The sequence below is a fragment of the Paenibacillus sp. cl123 genome (assembly GCF_900101595.1).
In the GTDB taxonomy this organism is placed as follows: domain Bacteria; phylum Bacillota; class Bacilli; order Paenibacillales; family NBRC-103111; genus Paenibacillus_G.
The window spans coordinates 29,296-49,486 of the sequence record NZ_FMYY01000032.1; the positions used below are offsets into that span (position 1 = coordinate 29,296).

Genomic DNA, 20,191 nt, shown 5'->3' on the forward strand with positions numbered 1-20,191 from the left:
CAGCGAACATGAAGGAAGGCGAGAATGGACTTGAGCCGCAAGAGAAGCTGCCGCAAGAGTATGGGGAGAAGCGGACCGGGCGGCGGCAGCTGGCCGACCGGGAATCCGTGCGGCCCCTGGCCGGTCGCGAGGAGGAGCGGGAGCGCAAGGAAAGCAAGCTGCCGGCTGAAGGCGCCGGACAACCCGGGGCCTCCGCTTTCCTGCACGGAGCCGCGCTGCTGGGCATCGCGGCCGTCGTCTCGAAGCTGCTCGGCACCCTGCAGAAAATCCCGCTGCAAAATCTGGCTGGCGACACGGTGTTCGGCGTGTACAACGCCGTGTATCCGCTGTATACGTTGATCTTGTTTCTGGCGACGGCCGGATTTCCGCTGGTCGTCTCGAAGTTTGTTTCCGAGTACGCGGTGGACGGGAGACTGGAGGAGGCGCGGCAGGTGCTGCGCGTCTCCGCGCTCGTGCTTATGGCGACGGGAGCCTTCGCCTTCGCCTGCTTGTTTCTGGGCGCAGGGCATATCGCAGTCTGGATGGGCGCCCCGTCGGCGGCGCCGGCCATACGCAGCGTATCCTTCGCCTTGCTCGTCGTCCCCTTCATGTCCGCGCTGCGCGGATATTTCCAAGGCTGCGGCCGGATGGCGCCGACCGCCTGGTCGCAGGTGGTGGAGCAGACGGTGCGGGTAGCGGTGATGCTGGCGCTGCTGTTGCTCCTGCTGAGGCTGGGAAGCTCCGAGGCGGCTATTGCGGCCGGAGCGACGTTTGGGTCCAGCGCGGGAGCCTTGGCCGGACTGGCGGTCATGCTGGCCTACTGGCGCAAGGACCGCTTGGAGAGACAGTCTCTGGCGCAGTCGCCCGGCTACAGGCCAGAAGCGGCCGGCGGCGGTTTGAGCCGATCCGAGGTCCCCGCCGGGGAGAAGCAGACCCGGCTCGGCGACTGGCAGCTGGCCAAGAAGCTGGCGGCTTACGCGCTGCCGGTCTGTCTCGGCTCGCTGGCGGTGCCGATCCTGGGGCTTGTCGACGCCTTTACGCTGCCTCGTCTGCTCGGCGCGGGCGGATTGGACGAGGGTGCGGCGTTATATCAGTACGGCCTGTACAATCACGGACAGCCTCTGGTCCAACTGGTCGCTATGGTGGCGGCCTCGATGACGGCCGCGCTCGTGCCGGCTATCGCGGAAGCGTCCCACCGGGGCGATCTGGAGGCCGTGCGCAGCCGGGCGGCTTATGCGCTGCGCGCGACGCTGCTGATCGGTCTGGCCGCCTCGTTCGGCCTGGCGCTGCTGGCCGAGCCGCTGAATATGATGTTTTTCCGCACGACGGAGGGAACGTACGCGATGCGGGTGCTGTCCTTCACCGCCATGCTGACGGTGGTGAATCTCGTAGCCGGCAGCGTGCTGCAGGGCCTCGGCGCGATGCGCGCGCCGGCCGTTTACCTGCTGGCTGCCGCGCTGGTCAAGCTGGCGGGCAACGCCGTGCTCGTGCCCCGCTACGGCATCGACGGCGCCGCCTGGGCCGCCGTCGGCGCCTTTGCATTGGCGGCTGCGCTCACGCTTGCGCATGCGCTGCGCGCCGCCCGCGTCCCGGCCCCGCGCGGCCGGGCGGTCATGGCCCCGCTGCTGGCTATCGGGGCCATGACCGCCGGCCTGCTGGCCGTGACGCCGCTGCTCGCGCAGCTGCCGCCGGCTCTCCCCCCGCGGGGGGAGGCCGCGGTTACCGCGCTTGGCGGCGTCGCCGCGGGCGCGCTCGTCTACGCGCTCGCGCTGCTCGTGCTGCGCGTCATCACGGAGCGCGACCTGCAGCTCGTGCCGCAGCTGCGGGGCAAGCCGACCGAGCTGCTGCGGCGGCTGAGGCTGCTGCGATAGCGAGGAGCCGGCGGACAAGCTTGCCGGACCGCTATTATTTTGGGGAAGAAGGAGCTGCCTATATGACCGCACAACCGCAAATCACCGTTCTCGGTCTCGGGACCGGGGACGAAAATCAATTGACGCTGGGGGCATGGCGCAAGCTGGAGGCTGCAGGCAACCGCGGAGGCTCGCTGTATCTGCGCACCCAGGAGCATCCGATGGTATCCATGCTGGATCATCACGGGATACGTTACGAGTCGTTCGACGCGGTCTACGAAGCGAACGACCGGTTCGACCGCGTATACGAGACGATCGCGGACGAACTGATGGCCAAGGCTAAGCTTCCGGAGGCCGGAGAGATTTTGTACGCCGTGCCCGGGCATCCGATGGTGGCCGAGCGCACCGTACAGCTGCTGCGGGAGCGATGCTCGTCCGAAGGCATCCTGCTGACGCTGCTGGGCGGAGAGAGCTTCCTGGATCAGGCTTTCCTGCGTCTGGGCTTCGATCCGATCGAAGGTTTCCAGCTGCTTGACGGGACTGCGCTGTCGCCTTACATGCTGAATCCGCAGCTGCACACGGTAATCGGCCAGGTGTACGACACTTTCACGGCTTCCGACGTCAAGCTTACGCTGATGGAGCTGTACCCCGACGATTATCCGGTTACCGTCGGTCATGCGCTCGGCGTCGCCGGCGAGGAACGGGTGCGCGAGGTGCCTTTGTATGAGCTGGACCGGGTGGAGGGCTACGGCAACCTGTCGCTGGTCTGGGTTCCCCGGACCGAAAGCGAGATTGTGCGCAAGCGGACCTTCGCGCGGCTGCATGAAATTGTCGAAATTCTCCGCAGCCCGGAAGGCTGTCCGTGGGACCGGGAGCAAACTCACCAGTCTCTCCGCCGCAATCTGATTGAAGAGGCGTATGAGGTGCTCGAGACGATCGACGAGGACGATCCGGATCACCTGCGCGAGGAGCTGGGCGATCTGCTGCTGCAGGTGATGCTGCATGCCCAGATCGAAGCGGACGAAGGCTCATTCACTGTGTTCGATGTCATAGCCGAGCTCAATGATAAGCTGGTCCGCCGCCATCCGCATGTATTCGGAACGCAGTCGGCTGAGGATGCCGAGGAGGCGCTCGGCAACTGGCAGCAGATCAAGGAAGAAGAGAAGCGCAGCAAGGGCATAGAACCTGAGGCTCAGTCGGTGCTTGCGGGCGTGCCCCGCGAGCTGCCCGGTCTGCTGAAAGCCTACAAGCTGCAGAAGAAGGCTGCCGCCGTCGGCTTCGATTGGAAGACGCTGGACGAGGTGCTGCCGGTGGTGGAGTCCGAGCTGGAGGAAGTGAGGGACGCCATCCGTCGTCTCGGACGAGCCGAGCAGCAGGAGGAGCTGGGCGACCTGCTCTTCGCCGTCGTCAATTTGGCCCGTTTCCTCAAAATCGAGCCCGAGGAAGCGATGGCCGACGCCAACCGCAAATTTTCCCGGCGCTTCGGTTACATCGAAACGAGGCTGCGCGAGCAGGGGAAGAAATGGGAGCATACCGGGCTGCAGGAGATGGAAGAACTGTGGCAGGAGGCAAAAAAAGTTCAGAAAAGCGCGGGCCTCTAGCAGGATTTTCCTGAGGGGCAAAGAATATGTTAGTTCAGTGTCATTATGGAGGAGGAACCTATACCAATGAACAAAACAGATCTGATCAACAGCATCGCTGAAAAAAGCGGATTGACTAAACGGGACGTAGAGTCCGTATTAAATGGATTTCTTGGCGAAGTGACCGACGCGCTTGCAAGCGGGGACAAAGTACAGCTGATCGGTTTCGGCACGTTTGAAACCCGTACGCGTTCCGGCCGCACGGGCCGCAACCCGCAAACGGGCGAAGAAATCTCCATCCCCGAATCGAAGGTGCCGGCGTTCAAAGCGGGCAATAAGCTCAAAGACGCGGTGAAGTAGATGCGCCTCGACAAATTCTTGAAGCTGTCCCGGCTGATTAAGCGGCGGACCGTCGCCAAGGATGTTTCCGAGCAGGGCAGAGTCTGGATCAACGGGCGTGAAGCAAAGCCGAGCAGCGCGGTTAAGGTGGGCGATGAGCTTGCCGTTCAATTCGGGCAGAAGCTGGTGACCGTGCGGGTAGAGCTTTTATCCGAGTCGACCCGCAAGGAAGATGCGGCCAAAATGTTCACGCTGCTGAAGGAAGAGAAGATCGTGCAGGAGACCGAATCCCCTTTCTGAAGCAGCCGGTCGATCCGAAACAGCAGGAAAGCATGCCGTGTGCGCCGATTCCGTAACGCCTTGCGCAATCAGGCGTCCGTCCGGGCTTCAGCAGCCGGGCAGGCTCGCCGGAATCCGCAGGCGATCGAAAACGGCGGCTCACCGGCTGCCGCAGCACGAGGCATCGTCTTCGCTATCACTCCAGAAGAGGGCAGTATGGTCGCATTTGCAGCGGGCCATACTGCCCTTATTCATATTGCTTCCCGGTTTGTCCATCCGGTTCTAAACCTCGTCCTTCCCCCATACGTTGAATAGTAAACAAGCTTGGACTGCAAGGCGGAAGCCGGCGCAGTCAAGCGTTCAGGAGGGGGACGAACCCATGGTGGAACAACCGGGCAAGCTGAAGCGCCAGGAGATCAAGATGCTGAACCGCAAGCTGCTGGAGGTTTCCGGCGTATTGAATGTGGAGAGTTTCGACAGCGAGGAATTTTTGCTTGAGACCGATGCCGGATATTTGATGATCAAGGGACAGAATCTGCACATCAAGAATCTCAGCCTAGACCAGGGCCTGGTGGCGATTGAAGGATTCGTGAATGAGCTGGCATATCTGGACGGCAGCGGCCAGGGGAAATCCAAGGGCTTATGGGGCAAGCTGTTTAAGTGACGCTCCATATCCAATTCGTGACGCTCGGCATGATGTGTGCCGGAGGGCTGTCATTAGGCGGATTATTTGACGTATACCGGGTGCTTGCTGGCCAGCTGAGAGCGCCCGGTTGGGTGAAGTCCATCCTGGATCTTGTTTATTGGTTCACCGGAACTTTGTTAGTGTTCGCCTTGCTTTACGAGAGCAATTGGGGTGAAGTTCGTCCCTTCATTTTTTTGGGACTGGGCATCGGAATTATTTTTTACTTTTTGCTGTTTAGCAGGCCGACGATCTGGGTAATCAGATTTATCATCCGTGTCGTTATCCAAACAGCCCGTTTGCTCAAGCGGCTCGTCATCCTGCTGGTCATCAGGCCGATTGTGGGACTGTACCGGGTCTTCATGATCATTTTGGGATTTTTGCTGGCGACCGCTATGTTCCTGTATAGAATTGTGTTACAATTATGCCATCCTGTGTGGAAACTGCTATTATGGCTGCTTAGACCGCTGGTCAAGCGGCTGCGCTTTCCTGTCCCCGGATGGATGAAGAAAACCGGTCAAAGCGTCGCGAACTTCGTTCGCCGGTTCTTTGGATCGTTCTAGGAGGATTCGCTCAAACATGCAGGCAATCTCTAAAGCAGCCGATCCGCAACCCCATAATAAAGGCTCGATTCGTCGGCGCCGTCTGGTGATGCTGGTCCTTACTTGCTTTTTGAGTTGGGCCGGTGTCACTCTCTGGAACCAGGTCGACAAGATCAACGATCGGAAGGAAAAGGTAAGCTCGCTGGAGCGGAAGCTGGCTGAAGCCCAGCAAGTGCAAGACAAAGCCAAGCGCGAGATCGCAAGACTGGATGATCCCGAGTATATCGAGCAGATCATCCGCAAGGAGCTTCAGTATGTGAAGCCGGGAGAAACGCTTTTTTATTCTCCGCAGTCCGCGAAGAATTAAGGCTGCTCGATCCGTCAGGACAATGGTTGACCGTATAAGGGGCGTGCGTTATAATCGGCGTAGCTTCGTATATTATCGGCTGAGCGGGCTTAATGCCCCAAGGAAGCTCTGGTTTGGTGAAAGTGCTCCGATCCGGAGCTTTTCATACAAGTTTGTCTAACTATTTAAGGGAGGATCAGTTTACTTTATGGCAATTGAAGTGGGCAGCAAGCTGCAAGGAAAGGTGACAGGCATTACTCACTTTGGGGCGTTCGTCGAGCTTTCCGAGGGAGTTACAGGACTCGTTCATATCTCGGAGATTGCAGACAACTATGTGAAGGATGTCAACGATCATCTCAAGCTAGGCGATATCGTCACCGTGAAAGTGATTAATGTCGACAAAGACGGCAAAATCGGGTTATCGATCAAACAATCCGTTGATCGTCCGGTAGATGCCGCTCCGGCAAGGCCCGCTCGTTTTGACAGGCAAGGTGACCGTCCCCCTGGCGGAGGATTTGGCGGTCGCGGTGACCGGCCCGGCGGCGGATTCGGAGGCGGCCGTGGAGACCGTGGTGGCCGTGGCGGTAAACCTCCCGCAGGCAAACCAACGTTCGAAGACAAGATGGCGCGTTTCCTGAAAGACAGCGAGGACCGGATCTCATCCCTCAAGAAGAACACCGAGGGCAAACGAGGCGGTCGCGGCGCGCGCAGGGATTAATAATCGCATCCATATTGATGATAACAAAGTCGTTTGAGCTCCAGGGCTCGGGCGGCTTTTTTTAATAGTAAACCCCAGGCCGATGCGGGCATTTGCTTGACAAGCTCAGGCTATCTGCTATATAATCATGCTTGTTGTGGCGGCGTAGCTCAGCTGGCTAGAGCGTACGGTTCATACCCGTAAGGTCGGGGGTTCGATCCCCTCCGCCGCTATAAGTCAAGACCCCGTGTTCAGCTTAGGCTGGCTGCGGGGTCTTTATATGTTTGCAGCCAAGACAAGTCATCGCCCGCATCCAGGCGCAAGCTACGACAAGCGATCGCTCCGCCTCCCATTTTCCCCGGCCCGGCACTAGTTTTGTCGGAACTTCTTAGCCAAGGCGCAGAATCGACAGGTATCCCGGTAAAGATCGCTTTTCTGAATCGAACAAGCCGCGAACATAAGGTGACAAGCTCAACAAGACAATATTCGGTAAGCGCTTTCATTCTAATTCACAACTTGGATTACCGTATTTTCGCGCGGCTCCCCATTTTGTCGGAAAAAACTTAAGGACGGCCAACTCATTCTGACAAACTTTCCGAAACGCGCCACGTATACTAAGAACCACTAATAGTGTATGGGTGGTGTCAAGAAATTATGCAAAAAAAGCTATTCAATCGCGTAAAGTTGGCCGGTTCGGACACGATGAGCAAAGTAGGCAGCTCTGTGAAAAGCATGTTCGTAGAAAACAGGTTGGTGCAAACCGTCGTAGCCAAGAAATGGTCCATTCTGCTGCTGTTCATGGCTTTCTTGCTCGGACGGGCCATGATCCTGGATGAGCTTGCGCCGTTTGGAGTCGCTTTTTTCGCTGTTATGTATTTCTTGCGGCGGGAGCTGCTGCTATGGACAGCTATTTTCGTGGCGGCCGGCAGCTTGTTCTCCCTGGAGCCGATGCATACCGGTTATCTGGTGGTGGAGATGCTGGTGTTCCTCCTTCTGCAAAAAGGGGTGGAGCGATTCCAGCGCTCCGATATCTCGTATGCGCCTGCGATGGTATTCGCCACAGTGTTTTTCGTTCAGCTGTTCTCGCATCTCGTCTCTACCCAGCTTAACTGGTATACGCTGATGATGACCGGCGTGGAGGCCGTGCTTAGTCTGATTCTGACCCATATCTTCCTGCAGGCTGTGCCGGTGTTCACCTTGACCCGCAAAAATTACAGCCTCAAAAATGAAGAGGTCATCTGTCTGATCATTTTGCTCGCTTCGGTCATGACCGGCACTGTCGGCTGGACGGCCGGTTCCTTGACGCTGGAGCATGTGCTGTCCCGGTATCTGATTTTGCTGTTTGCGCTGGTAGGGGGAGCGCCGCTCGGGGCCTCGGTCGGTGTCGTAACGGGGCTGATTCTGAGCCTGGCGAACTCCAGCGCGATCTATCAGATGAGCCTGCTGGCCTTCGCCGGGATGCTGGCCGGGTTGCTTAAGGAAGGAAACCGGATGGCGGTGGCATTCGGGATGCTGCTTGGCTCGTCCATTCTTTCCGTGTATTTGGGCAACCAGACCGATATTATGAGCTCAACCTGGGAATCGGTCGCCGCGGTCGCGTTATTCCTCCTTACCCCGAGCGCGGTGATTCAAACTTTGGCCAAATATGTGCCGGGCACCCAGGAAAATCTGAAATCGCAGCATGATTATGCACGGCGGGTCCGGGATGTGACGGCTCAGCGGGTCGAGCAGTTCTCGGAGGTATTCCGCCAGCTGTCCCGGAGCTTTAAGCAGATTACCGTCGATACCGAGCCGCTGCGCAAAGACGAGGAGATCGGGCATTTTATGAATGCCGTCGCCGAGAAATCATGCGCCACCTGCTGGAAGAGAACGCAGTGCTGGGATGAGCGCTTCTATCAGACGTATAAATATATGACCGATATGATGACCGAGGTAGAGCTGCGGGAGACGATGACGCGCAAGGATATCCAGCCGGAGTGGAAAAGGCTGTGCGTCAAGCCCGATCAGGTCCTGGAGATCATGCAGCAGCAGTATCATGTGTACAAAAACGATCAGCATTGGAAAAAGCAAATTCTCGACAGCCGGCAGCTGGTAGCCGATCAATTATCCGGCGTATCCCAGGTGATGGAGGACCTGGCCAAGGAGATCAAGCGGGAAGGGCAGGAGCTCTTCATGCAGGAGGAGCAAATCCGCAGCGCGCTGGAGGAGCTGGGACTGTCCATCCACAGCATCGATATTGTCAGCCTGGATGAGGGCAATGTGGAGATCGAGATCATCCATCAATATACGCGGGGCTTCGATGAATGCCGCAAAATTATCGCTCCGCTGCTCTCGGAGATACTGGGTGAGCATATCGCCGTGAAAAACGAGCTGGCCGTTGAGCGCAAGGAAGGCTACAGCACCGTCCTGTTCGGCTCCGCCAAGGAATATGAGGTGGATACGGGCATCGCCGGCGCGGCCAAAGGAGGAGATTTGCTGTCGGGAGACAGCTTCAGCACGGTGGAGCTCGGCAACGGCAAGTTCGCCGTAGCGCTCAGCGACGGCATGGGCAACGGGGAACGCGCCCGGGCGGAGAGCAGTGCGGCTTTGTCCATCCTGCAGCAGCTGCTGCAGTCGGGCATGGATGAGAAGCTGGCGATCAAGTCCGTCAATTCGGTGCTCATGCTGCGCTCGTCCGACGAAGTATTCGCTACGGTAGATGTCGCATTGATCGATCTGTATACTGCCAGCACAACCTTCATGAAGATCGGCTCGACGCCGAGCTTTATCAAGCGGGGCAATGAAGTGTTTCCGGTAACGGCGAACAACCTGCCTGTCGGGATTCTTCATGACATAGACGTAGATCTGGTCACCGTGCCGCTGAAGCATGGCGATCTTCTGATCATGATGACGGATGGCATCTATGACGCGCCGGGTCATGCGGTGAACAAGGAGCTATGGATGAAGCGCATGATTACCGAGATCGATGCCGAGCATCCGCAAGATTTTGCCGATGTGCTGCTGGAGAGAGTGGTGCGCTACCATCATGGGGATATTTATGATGATATGACGGTCCTTGTGGCAAAAATTGACAAGTTTCAGCCGGAATGGGCTACCTTCCGCATGCCGGGCGTCGACCGGATCGAGCGCCCGCGGACGGTGAGCTGAGCTTGCTATAGAGCTGCTCGGCGACGAGCGGCCTTATAACGGAAGAAAAGCGGGATATCCTCAGGGGTAATTCCGCTTTTTGTCATTGTAGAGAATTTTATCCCTATAATGATCAGAATCTCTACCTGTGGCAAATTCAAAAGGCCCCTTATACTAAAAACAGGTGAGACACACACCACACTAATCTTTAGTAGGGGGTACACGGAATGAAGAAAGGTGCAATGAAATTTACGGCGGTCGCCGTCTTGTTGTCTACAGCTCTTGCCGGTTGCGGTGGCGGCAGCGGCGCCACGAATGCGGGGGAAGCGCCCAAGACGGAATCTCCCAAAAACGAGGCCCCAAAAGCCGAAGCTCCCAAAGCGGAAAACTTCGCGATCACGCTCCGTCACATCAATGTTCGGGATACGGCCAAGAATACGCTCGCTCTGCTGGAGAAAGTCGTCGCCAAGACGAAAACCGATGTTCCCGGTCTGGACGTTAAGCTCGACGGCGTGGAAGACACGGTTAACCGCGACGTGAAGCTGAAGGCGGAGATGGCTGCAGGCAAGCCGCCGCAAATTTTCAACCTCTTCGGCGGCGCCGACACGGCCAACTATGCCAAAGCCGGACATCTGCTCCCCCTCAACGATATATTGAAAGAGCTTGGCCTGGAAGACAAGTTTATGGATCTGCGCGAATTTACGGTTGACGGCAAAATTTACGGTCTGCCGGAATCCGGTTACGTGGAGGGCTTCTTCTATAACACCAAGCTGTTCGCAGATGCAGGCATTACGGCAGCTCCGAAAACATGGGAGGAGTTCCTCAAGGCTTGTGAGGCGCTGAAGGCGAAGGGCATCGTGCCGATCGCGCTCGGCGGCGGAGCGGGCGACGGCTGGGCCATCAACATGCTGGGCAATGCTTTGTTCGTAGCATACGCAGGTCCCGAGTCGCAAGAGGGCTTCAGCAAAGGTTCGGCCAAATGGACGGATACGGGCGTAGTCGAAGGCTTCAAGAAGCTGAAGGAATTGAAGGACAAAGGCTACATCGACGCCAACGTGCTCGGCTTGAAATATTCCGAAGGCCAAGCGAAATTCTACACCGGCCAAGCGGGTATGCTGTTCGACGGGACATGGGCGGCTAACGCGATCCTTGACAAGGAGAAATCGAAGGTTCATGAAAACGTAGGCTTCTTCACCGTACCGGCCGTAGGCGGCAAGGGCGACGGCTTTGTCAACGGCGGCTGGTCCAACGGCTATGGCTTCTCCGCTCACCTGAACGATAACGAGAAGAAGGCTGTCAAAGCATTTATCAAAAATTTCTACACGCTGGATAATCAAGCGGAAGCGCTGGGCAGAGACAGACGTATTCCTTCCATGAAAGGCGTACCTACTCCGGCAGATTCCCACGCCCTGATGAAGTCGATCGGCGAAGCTCAGGCGAAAGCCAAGGGCGCCTTCCCTGCCTTCGACGCGCTGGTACAGCCGAAGGTGAAAGTAACGCTCGAGCAATCGGCGCAAGAGCTGCTGGGCGGACAAATTACGCCTGAGAAGCTCGCCGAGAAGATGCAGAAGGTGCAAGAAGAAGCTAACGCAGGCAAATAAGCGTTGCGACCATGGGGCGCCGCCTTCACGCGGCGCCCTGATTTTCGCTCTGGAGGTATGGCACAAGTCGTTCACCGCGCTTGGCTCTCAAGCCGGATAGCAGTCCCTCCCTCCATCCCGGCAACGTCCGGACAGATCGATAAGTGAGATTGCATGCTGGGAGGTTTTGTGATGAATAAGGTGTTAAGAAACCCATACGCGTATCTGGTGTTTGTCGTGCCGGCGCTCGTTTTATATTTGACCTTCTACGTGGTGCCTTTATTCCAGTCGCTGCGTTATTCCTTTACAAGCTGGAACGGGATCAATGAGCCGGTGTTCAACGGGCTTGAAAATTTTCAAAAAGCATTCGACGATCCGAAGTTCTGGATCGGATTTTGGAACAACTTGTACTTTGTCTGCTTCTCGTTGTTTATTCAGGTGCCGATCATCATCTTTGTCGGTATTGTCGTCAGTTATGTAAGACGCATGCTTGACTTCTATAAAGTATCCGTGTTTATGCCCAGCATTCTTTCGACGGCTTCGGTCGGCGTAATCTGGCAATTTATTTATAAGCCTGACGCAGGCTTGCTTAACCAGCTTCTCAAAGCAGTCGGGTTGTCCGAATGGGCCAAGCCCTGGCTGGGCGACCCCAATACGGCGATGACCTCGCTCCTCGTAGCCAACGCCTGGCAATGGACGGGTTTCTATGTGGTGCTTATTTTGGCCGCCATCTTCGCCATCCCGTCCGAAGTACTCGAAGCGGCGGAAATCGATGGAGCCGTCGGCTTTAAGAAAGCATGGATGATTACGGTTCCGCTCATTCGGCCGGTGATCATCGTCATTATGCTGTTGTCGATAACAGGGGCGATGAAGGCTCTGGATATCGTATTGATTATGACAAACGGAGGCCCCTTCGGCAAATCGGAAGTCATGGGGACTTATATGTATAAACAGGCTTATTCGTTCGGCGACTTCGGCTATGCGAATGCCATCTCGATCATTATCTTCCTATTTACCGCCGTGATTACCTTGATTTTCAACCTGCTGACTCGCGATAAAAAAGAAGGGGGGAACTAGCTATGAATAAAGCGCTGGGTAAAGCATTTCCGCATCTGGTTCTGATACCGTATGTGCTGATCGTCATCTTCCCCCTCTACTTTATTCTGATCTCTTCGCTGAAGCCGAACGACCAGATTATTACAAATCCATGGGGGTTGCCGGATGGCTTCGTGCTGACGCATTATACGAGCGCGTTATCCTCCAACAATGTCGGCATTTATTTCTTCAACAGCCTGTATATTTCCACCGTTTCTACGCTCGGTTCGGTTATTTTGGCTACATGCATCGCCTTCGCCGTCACCCGGATGAGATTCCCGGGGCTCAGCAAGATCGTTTACGGCCTGCTGCTCATTTCTCTGCTGATCCCGCCGGCGTCCCTGCTTATTCCGCTGTACATCATGGTCAATGATCTCGGCATCTACAATACGCCGCTGGCGCTGATCATTCCTTATATGTCCTTCGGCATTCCCCTGACGGTGTTTATCGTAGCTGCGTTTCTGAAGTCGGTGCCGGCCGAGCTGGAGGAAGCGGGCATCATGGACGGACTAAGCGTATTCGGCTTGCTGTTCCGCATTTTCATTCCGATCAGTTTGCCTACGCTGGTGACCGTATTCATCATCAACTTCCTCGGGCATTGGAATGAATATATTTTGGCGAATCTGTTCCTCTCTACGCAGACGCTTCGAACATTGCCGGTAGCGGTCGTATCGTTTGCCGACAAATTCAATATGAACTACGGCGCGCTCTGCGCCTCGATCATGATCAGCGTGCTGCCGGTTATTATCATCTTTACTTTCCTGCAGCGCCAGATTATCGAAGGGGTAACGGCCGGCAGCGTGAAAGGCTGAGCTGTGCTCTGCGGTAAGCGGGGGCGGTCGCTCTCGTCTCCGCCGCTGTCTGTAGCTGTGCGGATGTCCACAGCTCCCGCCAGCCGTTCTGCCGCGTCATCCGCAGCTATGTAACCGCCCGGTTTTGTTCGGGCGGTTTATTCGGCTTCCCGGAAGTTTAGAATTCTCCCAATTGGCAAAAATGAGAATAGTATAAAGATTGGGAGGGACGGGTATGAAGCAGATAATACTGATTACCGACGGCTGCTCAAATGTAGGGATGAGTCCGGTCATCGCCGCCGCGCACGCTCAGTCCGAAGGGATTGTCGTACACGTGATCGGCATAACCGACGACGGGGAGCTTGGGGTGCTGGGCGCGGAGGAGATTCAGGAGATTGCGGCCGCAGGCGGAGGCATCAGCCGGATCGTAAAGCCCGCTCAGCTCTCGCAGACGGTGCAGATGCTGACGCGCAAGACGGTGGCGCAGACGGTGCGGCAGGCTGTCGGGCAGGAGCTTCGCAGCATCCTGGGGCATGACCGGATCGAAGCGCTGCCTCCGCAGGAGCGCTCCGAGGTGGTGAGGGTGATCGACGACTGGGCGGAGAAAGCCGAGCTGCGGGTAGCGCTGCTGATCGACGCCAGCGCCAGCATGAAACCCAAGCTTCAGGCCGTGAAGGAGTCGATTCATGATCTGCAGCTCAGTCTGCAGGCCCGTACGGGCGAAAGTTTGCTGTCGGTGTTTCATTTCCCGGGAAACATCAGCGGCGATCTCGAAGTGGAGATGGACTTCGGCTGGACGGACAATCTTGCAAATCTGAACCGGTTGTTCTATAAATTAAACATGAAGGGAACGACTCCGACCGGCCCTGCGCTGATGAAAGTAGTTCAATTTGTCGCCGGAGATGCCGATGATACAAGAGAAGCCAGTAAGCTGCCTGCCGCGTCCGCGCAGGCGGGCAGGGGAAGAACGCGCGAGGAAGGGATATGGAGTGACTACATCGTTTGATCTCTCATTTGCTTCAGGGACGGTTCTGACGGGTAAATGGAACAAAAACTCTTATCTGATCGAGAGGCTGCTGGGAGAAGGCGCCAATGGCAAAGTATATCTTGTCAGGCAAGGCAGGAGGCAGTATGCGCTCAAGCTCGGATTCGATTCCCTGGAGCATCAATCGGAGGTCAATGCGCTAAAGGTGCTGTCGGGCACGTCCACATCCTTTCAGCATGTATGGGTGGAAACGGATGATCTGGAGTGGAACGGCATGATCTACCCGTTCAGCGTGATGAGATATATCAAGGGTCAATCCTTGACCGACTTTCTGCGGGACAAGGGATTCGACTGGACTTATCTGATCGGTCTCAACCTGCTCCGCAAGCTTGCAGAGCTGCATGCCAGCGGATATGCCTTCTGCGATCTGAAGGCGGAGAATATGCGGGTGACCGAATACGGAGAGGTCGAGCTGATCGATTTTGGCGGGGTAACGGCCAAGGGAAGAAGCGTCAAGCAGTTTACCGAGGTGTTCGACCGCGGCTATTGGGGGGCGGGCACACGGGTTGCGAGCGACAGCTATGATCTATTCTCCTTCGCTGCACTGCTGCTCAGCGTGACCGATAAGGAACGCAGGTTCACGCAGGCGGTAAGCATGCTGCCGCAGAACCGCAATGCGGACGTGCTGCTGGACATGCTGGCAACCAACCGGCAGCTGAGCGCCGTGGAGCCGGTGCTGCGCAAGGCGCTGACCGGCCGGTATGAGACATCGAAGCAGGCGGTTGCCGACTGGCGGGCGCGCAGCTTGAAGTCCGGCCGCCCGATGCGCAGGAAAGCCGCCGGCAGCTCCTGGATTACGGTGTGCTTCGCGGCCTCGCTTGTGCTGTTTGCCGCCGCGCTGTATTATTCGTTCGCCTAGAAGTCCGGTGAATAAATGGCCGGTGAGCCGATGGGGGGGAAGCAGCGAGTGGACACCCTGATCGGCCGCAGGCCGCGAGTGATTCACTGGACTTCTGGCGGCGGATTCTCAGGGGCCGTCTAGAGGCGGCAACGAGGGAATGGGGGAAGGAAACCGGGTATGGACGAGGCATGGGCATTACGCAGGAAGGTAGAGCGGTTCATCCGGGAGGAATCGCTGCTGGAACAAGGAGACGGAGTAGTCGTCGCGGTATCGGGGGGGCCCGATTCCGTCGCCCTGCTGCATCTCCTTTTCGCGTTGTCCGAGGCTTGGGGCTGGACCTTGACGGCGGCGCATGTCGATCATGGCTACAGAGGAGCGGAGTCGGCGGAGGAAGCGGACTTCGTCAGGCGTCTGGCAGCGGAGCTCGGGATCGGCTTTCGGATGACGAGGCTGGATATGCCAGGCTACTTGGCGAGCAGCGGCGGCAATTCGCAAGCGGAGGCGAGAGCCCTGCGCTATGAGTTTCTGCACGAAACCGCAAGAGAGCTGGGCGCCCGAAAGCTGGCGCTTGCTCATCACGCCGATGACCAGGCCGAAACGGTGCTGATGCGGATGATGAGAGGAACCGGCCTCTCGGGACTCCGAGGCATCCCGCTAAGAAGGACGGAGCGCGAAACGGAACTTGTCCGTCCTCTGCTCCGTATATATAAGGCGGAGCTCATTAGGTATTGCCAGGCGTTGTCGCTGGATTACCGCACAGACAGCAGCAACCTGGAGACGAAGTATTTCCGCAATCAGATCAGGCTTGAGGTGCTGCCCTATCTGGCGCGCTACCAGGAAGGATTGTCCGAGTCGCTGAACCGGCTGGCGGAGACGGCGAGGGCCGAGGACGATCTGCTCCACACGTTAACCCTGCAGCAATTTGACGAGAACGTGACTGTCGGCAACGGGATTTTCTCCTGGTCCGCCGAATGGTTTGCCGGGCTGCACTTCGCTTTACAAAGGCGGTTGATTAAACTAATATTAAGTTATCTTGCTCCAGATACGGATCACGCCGACTATCAGCGAATCGAGCAAATCCGCAGCGCCGCCGTCCGTCCACAGGCGGCAAACTTTCGTTTGCCGCTCGATTCCTCGTTGACGCTCAGCCGGGAATATGATCGGGTCATGCTTCATACTATGATGTTACCACCCGTCCCGTATGCCTATGAGATCGCCGAAGGACAGACGGAGCTTGCGATAGCCGAGACGGGAGCTCTTCTGCACCTGGGCTGGTTCAAGGGTGAGAACGCTCCGACCGCCGGAGCGGAGAGCGTCTGGCGCGCCGTATTCGATGCAGTGGACATGTCGTTTCCTTTGCGTGTGCGCAGCCGTCTGCCTGGGGACCGCATGTCGGTCTACGGACTAAACGGCTCCAAAAAAGTAAAGGATATATTCATTGATGCGAAGGTGCCCGTACGGCTTAGGGAGCGTATCCCGATCGTGGAGGACGCGCAAGGCCGGATTCTCTGGCTGCCAGGCGTAAGACGCTCCTCGCTGGCCATGGTCCGGGAGGAAAGCGAGCATAAGCTGGTGCTCGAGCTGCAACCCGATTTTAACTTACAGTAGGAGGACTACTCTTGCAAAACGACGTTCAAGAAGTTCTGTACAGCGAGCAGCAAATTCAAGACAAGGTGAAGGAAATGGGCGAGACGATCAGCCGCGATTTCGAGGGTCGCAACCCGCTCGTCATCTGTGTGCTGAAAGGCGCGTTTATCTTTATGTCGGATCTGGTTAAGAATATTACGATCCCGCTGGAGCTTGATTTTATGGCGGTATCCAGCTATGGACATTCGACCAAGTCATCCGGTGTGGTTAAAATTATCAAGGACCTGGACATTCCCGTAGAGGGCCGGCACATCCTCATCGTCGAGGATATAATTGACAGCGGCCTTACGTTAAGCTATTTGATCGATGTGCTGGAGAGAAGGAACGCTCTGTCGATTACCGTCGCCGCTCTTTTCGATAAGCCTGCGCGTAGAACGGCTGATTTGGATGCAGACTATAAGGGCTTCGTCATACCTGACGCATTCGTCGTCGGATATGGGCTGGACTACGCGGAGAAATACCGCAACCTGCCTTATGTCGGCATTTTGAAACCCGAGATTTACACCACTTAGCATTTCTTGAGAAGCCGAGACTTGCTGTGGTACAATATACAAAGTTGCCGTTTGTCGAGAGGAGGTAGGGGATGAATCGCATTATACGTAACACTGGCTTTTATCTGCTGATCTTTTTGGTCACTGTCGGAATCGTCCATTTCATAAGCACCCAGAACGATCAGAAGTCAGACATTAGCTATGGCGAGCTACGGGTGGCCTTACAAAACAAGAATGTAGATTCCATTATCGTCAAGTATGACGCCCAAACGTATCTGGTCAGGGGGACACTCAAGAACGCAGAGACGCCGGAGAAGAAAAATTTCGAAGCTCGTGCGCCGTATGAGCAGGGTGATACGAATATCTTCCGGTTAATTGAACAAAGCGACATTCCCGCCAGCAAGATTGTCGTCGAGAAGATGGAAGGGGATAATATTTGGATCAGCTTTTTCACATCCATTATTCCTTTCGTCATCATCTTCATTTTGTTCTTCTTCCTGATGAATCAAGCCCAAGGCGGCGGCGGGAAGGTTATGAATTTCGGCAAGAGCCGGGCGAGGCTTTATAATGAAGAGAAGAAAAGGGTCACCTTCGAGGATGTCGCAGGAGCGGACGAGGAGAAGCAAGAGCTTGTCGAGGTCGTCGAGTTCTTGAAGGATCCGCGCAAGTTCGCTGCAGTTGGAGCGCGTATCCCCAAAGGCGTGCTTCTGGTAGGCCCTCCGGGTACAGGTAAAACCTTGCTTGCCCGTGCGGTTGCCGGCGAAGCGGGAGTTCCGTTCTTCAGCATAAGCGGTTCCGACTTTGTGGAGATGTTCGTCGGTGTCGGCGCATCCCGTGTGCGCGACCTGTTCGAGAATGCGAAGAAAAATGCCCCTTGTATCATATTCATAGATGAGATTGACGCAGTAGGCCGTCAACGCGGCGCCGGACTCGGCGGCGGTCATGACGAGAGGGAGCAAACCCTTAACCAGTTGCTCGTAGAGATGGACGGTTTCGGCGCCAACGAAGGCATCATTATCGTCGCTGCGACGAACCGCGCAGATATTCTCGACCCTGCCTTGCTTCGTCCGGGCCGCTTTGACCGTCAGATTACCGTTGATCGTCCCGATGTGAAGGGCCGCGAAGCGGTACTGAAAGTCCATGCGCGCAACAAGCCTCTGGCCAAGGACGTGAAGCTGGATCAGCTGGCGCGTTATACGACGGGCTTCTCCGGGGCCGACTTGGAGAACCTGCTCAATGAATCCGCGCTGATTGCGGCCCGCCGCAACCGCAAGGATATATCGATGGATGAGATCGACGAAGCGTTCGACCGCGTCATCGTCGGTACGCAGAAGAAAAACCGCGTCATCAGCGAGCGCGAGAAGCGGATGGTGGCCTTTCACGAGGCTGGACATACCATTGTCGGTCTTCATGCCGAGCATGCGGACGTCGTGCATAAGGTCACGATCATCCCGCGAGGCCGCGCAGGCGGTTACGTGATGATGCTCCCCAAAGAGGGAGAAGACAAAATGATGCAGACGAAAAACGAGCTGCTCGACAAGGTTACAGGGCTGCTCGCGGGCCGCGTATCCGAGGAGCTGTTTATCGGCGAGATCGGTACGGGAGCTTACAGCGACTTCCAGCGCGCGACCGGCATTGTACGCCGGATGATTACCGAATTCGGTATGAGCGACAAGCTCGGTCCGATGCAGTTCGGAACGACGCAAGGCCAGGTCTTCCTGGGCCGCGATATCGGGCATGAGCAGAACTACAGCGATGCGATCGCCTATGAGATTGACCAGGAGATGCAAACGATCATCCGCAGCTGCTACGAACGGGCTAAGGAGATTTTGACGAAATACAGTGATCAGGTGCGCCTGATCGCCGAGACGCTGATCGAGAAGGAGACCCTTGAGAAAGAACAGATCAAGGAGCTGATCGACAGCGGCAAGCTCGGACCTAAGCCGGACGCGGCAGCGGATTCGTCCGAAGAGCTGAAGGTAAACATTCAAAGCCAGGAAGCATCTGCGGATGCCAACAAGCTGGGGTTTGACAAAAAAGATTCGGAAGATGAATCCGATTCATAAGAAGCTCCGAAGCCGGTGCCGAGAGGCGCCGGCTTTCCTGTATGTAACGGAGTAAAAGAAGGGGTTGCGCGAGAAACTAAACATGAGCCGCTGGCCGATGGAACAGGCGGTTCGTAATTGGGGATATTCGGCTGCATATAAGGGGATTTAAGCATTGACACAACGGGGAAGCACGTGTAAATTAGGTGTAAATCTTTATTATCTTTGTGAACATTTTCACCATCTATTGGATTAGTGGTTTCATCATAAGGAACTGTAAAGGAAGGTGCAGCATGGAAGCACTGGCTCTGGAACGCAAGGCTGAACAGCAGCGCGAGCTCAAAGAACGTATTCTCCAGTTGAAGAAGGAACGTAACGCCATTATTCTTGCTCATTATTATCAGCGTGACGAAATTCAGGAGGTTGCCGATTTTCGCGGGGATTCCTTTTTGCTCGCCCAGAAAGCGGCTTCCACCGATGCGGATGTGATTGTGTTTTGCGGTGTTCATTTCATGGGTGAAAGCGCGAAAATATTGGCTCCGAACAAGACGGTGCTTATCCCCGACGAACGCGCCGGTTGTCCGATGGCCGATATGGTCAATGTCGACGGTTTGCGCGCCCTGAAACAGAAGCATCCGAACGCCAAGGTTGTCGCCTATATCAATACTTCGGCTGAGGTTAAGTCGGAGACGGATATTTGCTGTACGTCGGCCAATGCCATCAAGGTCATTGAGTCCGTAGACTCTGACGAAATCATCTGGGTCCCGGACAAAAATCTGGGCGACTATGTCTCCAAGTTTACCGACAAGAAAATGATTATCTGGGAAGGGTATTGCAACACGCATGACATGCTTACCGTCAAGGATGTTGAGGAGATGAAGGCTCAGTATCCGAACGCCCAATTCGTGGTTCATCCCGAATGCCGGCCGGAGGTCGTCAAGCTGGGCGATTTCGTAGGCAGCACGACGGCGATTATCAAATACTGCAAGGAGTCGGACTGTCAGGAGTTTATTGTCGGAACCGAGGATGGAACCGGCTACCAGCTGCGGCTGGACAGCCCACATAAAACATTTCATTTCGCGACGAAATATCTCGTTTGTCCGAATATGAAGGTCAACAACTTAAAGAAAGTGGTCAAATGTCTCGAGACGAACAGTCCGCAAATTTACGTACCTCAAGACGTGGCCGACAAGGCCCGTGCATCCTTGGAGCGCATGCTGCAGGTCAAGTAGCATG

General features: G+C 56.2%; 18 protein-coding genes and 1 tRNA gene. All 19 read left to right on the forward strand.

The window, feature by feature from the left end:
• Window positions 1–8: 8 nt before the first annotated feature.
• Window positions 9–1,850 (forward strand): putative polysaccharide biosynthesis protein, encoded by a 1,842-nt coding sequence (locus tag BLR08_RS28440; RefSeq protein WP_090586586.1) that lies wholly within the window; start codon window positions 9–11, stop codon window positions 1,848–1,850.
• 62 nt (window positions 1,851–1,912) lie between these two features.
• Complete coding sequence (gene mazG, locus BLR08_RS28445; protein WP_072337989.1) at window positions 1,913–3,430, forward strand: bifunctional methyltransferase/pyrophosphohydrolase YabN; 1,518 nt, start codon at window positions 1,913–1,915, stop codon at window positions 3,428–3,430.
• Between the two features lie 66 nt (window positions 3,431–3,496).
• Window positions 3,497–3,769, forward strand: coding sequence for an HU family DNA-binding protein (locus tag BLR08_RS28450; RefSeq protein ID WP_072337953.1), 273 nt, complete (start codon window positions 3,497–3,499; stop codon window positions 3,767–3,769).
• Window positions 3,770–4,048 (forward strand): RNA-binding S4 domain-containing protein, encoded by a 279-nt coding sequence (locus tag BLR08_RS28455; protein ID WP_072337954.1) that lies wholly within the window; start codon window positions 3,770–3,772, stop codon window positions 4,046–4,048.
• A gap of 358 nt (window positions 4,049–4,406) precedes the next feature.
• A complete protein-coding gene (gene yabP, locus BLR08_RS28460; RefSeq protein ID WP_072337955.1) occupies window positions 4,407–4,691 on the forward strand; it encodes a sporulation protein YabP in 285 nt (94 codons plus the stop codon).
• Window positions 4,688–5,272 carry a spore cortex biosynthesis protein YabQ gene (yabQ, locus tag BLR08_RS28465; RefSeq protein WP_072337956.1) on the forward strand — a complete coding sequence of 195 codons (585 nt, stop codon included), beginning with the start codon at window positions 4,688–4,690 and terminating at the stop codon, window positions 5,270–5,272. The genes yabP and yabQ overlap by 4 nt, the downstream gene beginning before the upstream one ends.
• A 16-nt stretch (window positions 5,273–5,288) precedes the next feature.
• On the forward strand, window positions 5,289–5,618 hold the full coding sequence (locus BLR08_RS28470) for an FtsB family cell division protein (RefSeq protein ID WP_072337957.1): 330 nt from the start codon (window positions 5,289–5,291) through the stop codon (window positions 5,616–5,618).
• Between the two features lie 187 nt (window positions 5,619–5,805).
• A complete protein-coding gene (locus BLR08_RS28475) occupies window positions 5,806–6,315 on the forward strand; it encodes a S1 domain-containing RNA-binding protein (RefSeq protein WP_072337958.1) in 510 nt (169 codons plus the stop codon).
• Between the two features lie 138 nt (window positions 6,316–6,453).
• Window positions 6,454–6,527: transfer RNA gene (locus tag BLR08_RS28480), tRNA-Met, on the forward strand.
• Between the two features lie 469 nt (window positions 6,528–6,996).
• The gene (gene spoIIE, locus BLR08_RS28485; RefSeq protein ID WP_256257836.1) at window positions 6,997–9,441 is read left to right on the forward strand and encodes a stage II sporulation protein E; all 2,445 of its coding nucleotides are present in this window, start codon (window positions 6,997–6,999) and stop codon (window positions 9,439–9,441) included.
• Between the two features lie 206 nt (window positions 9,442–9,647).
• Entirely contained in the window at window positions 9,648–11,021 is a 1,374-nt protein-coding gene (locus BLR08_RS28490) for an ABC transporter substrate-binding protein (protein ID WP_072337960.1), read from the forward strand.
• A gap of 171 nt (window positions 11,022–11,192) precedes the next feature.
• Window positions 11,193–12,077, forward strand: coding sequence for a carbohydrate ABC transporter permease (locus tag BLR08_RS28495; RefSeq protein WP_072337961.1), 885 nt, complete (start codon window positions 11,193–11,195; stop codon window positions 12,075–12,077).
• 2 nt (window positions 12,078–12,079) lie between these two features.
• Window positions 12,080–12,907, forward strand: coding sequence for a carbohydrate ABC transporter permease (locus tag BLR08_RS28500; RefSeq protein ID WP_072337962.1), 828 nt, complete (start codon window positions 12,080–12,082; stop codon window positions 12,905–12,907).
• Window positions 12,908–13,121: 214 nt separating this feature from the next.
• Window positions 13,122–13,892, forward strand: a complete 771-nt coding sequence (locus BLR08_RS28505) for a vWA domain-containing protein (RefSeq protein WP_072337963.1) — start codon at window positions 13,122–13,124, stop codon at window positions 13,890–13,892.
• Complete coding sequence (locus tag BLR08_RS28510; protein ID WP_072337964.1) at window positions 13,876–14,790, forward strand: protein kinase domain-containing protein; 915 nt, start codon at window positions 13,876–13,878, stop codon at window positions 14,788–14,790. The genes BLR08_RS28505 and BLR08_RS28510 overlap by 17 nt, the downstream gene beginning before the upstream one ends.
• A 159-nt stretch (window positions 14,791–14,949) precedes the next feature.
• Entirely contained in the window at window positions 14,950–16,380 is a 1,431-nt protein-coding gene (tilS, locus tag BLR08_RS28515) for a tRNA lysidine(34) synthetase TilS (protein WP_072337965.1), read from the forward strand.
• An 11-nt stretch (window positions 16,381–16,391) separates the two neighbouring features.
• Entirely contained in the window at window positions 16,392–16,931 is a 540-nt protein-coding gene (gene hpt, locus BLR08_RS28520; RefSeq protein ID WP_072337966.1) for a hypoxanthine phosphoribosyltransferase, read from the forward strand.
• A gap of 71 nt (window positions 16,932–17,002) precedes the next feature.
• Window positions 17,003–18,976 carry an ATP-dependent zinc metalloprotease FtsH gene (gene ftsH, locus BLR08_RS28525; RefSeq protein ID WP_072337967.1) on the forward strand — a complete coding sequence of 658 codons (1,974 nt, stop codon included), beginning with the start codon at window positions 17,003–17,005 and terminating at the stop codon, window positions 18,974–18,976.
• Window positions 18,977–19,248: 272 nt separating this feature from the next.
• Window positions 19,249–20,187 carry a quinolinate synthase NadA gene (gene nadA, locus BLR08_RS28530; RefSeq protein WP_072337968.1) on the forward strand — a complete coding sequence of 313 codons (939 nt, stop codon included), beginning with the start codon at window positions 19,249–19,251 and terminating at the stop codon, window positions 20,185–20,187.
• Window positions 20,188–20,191 lie beyond the last annotated feature (4 nt).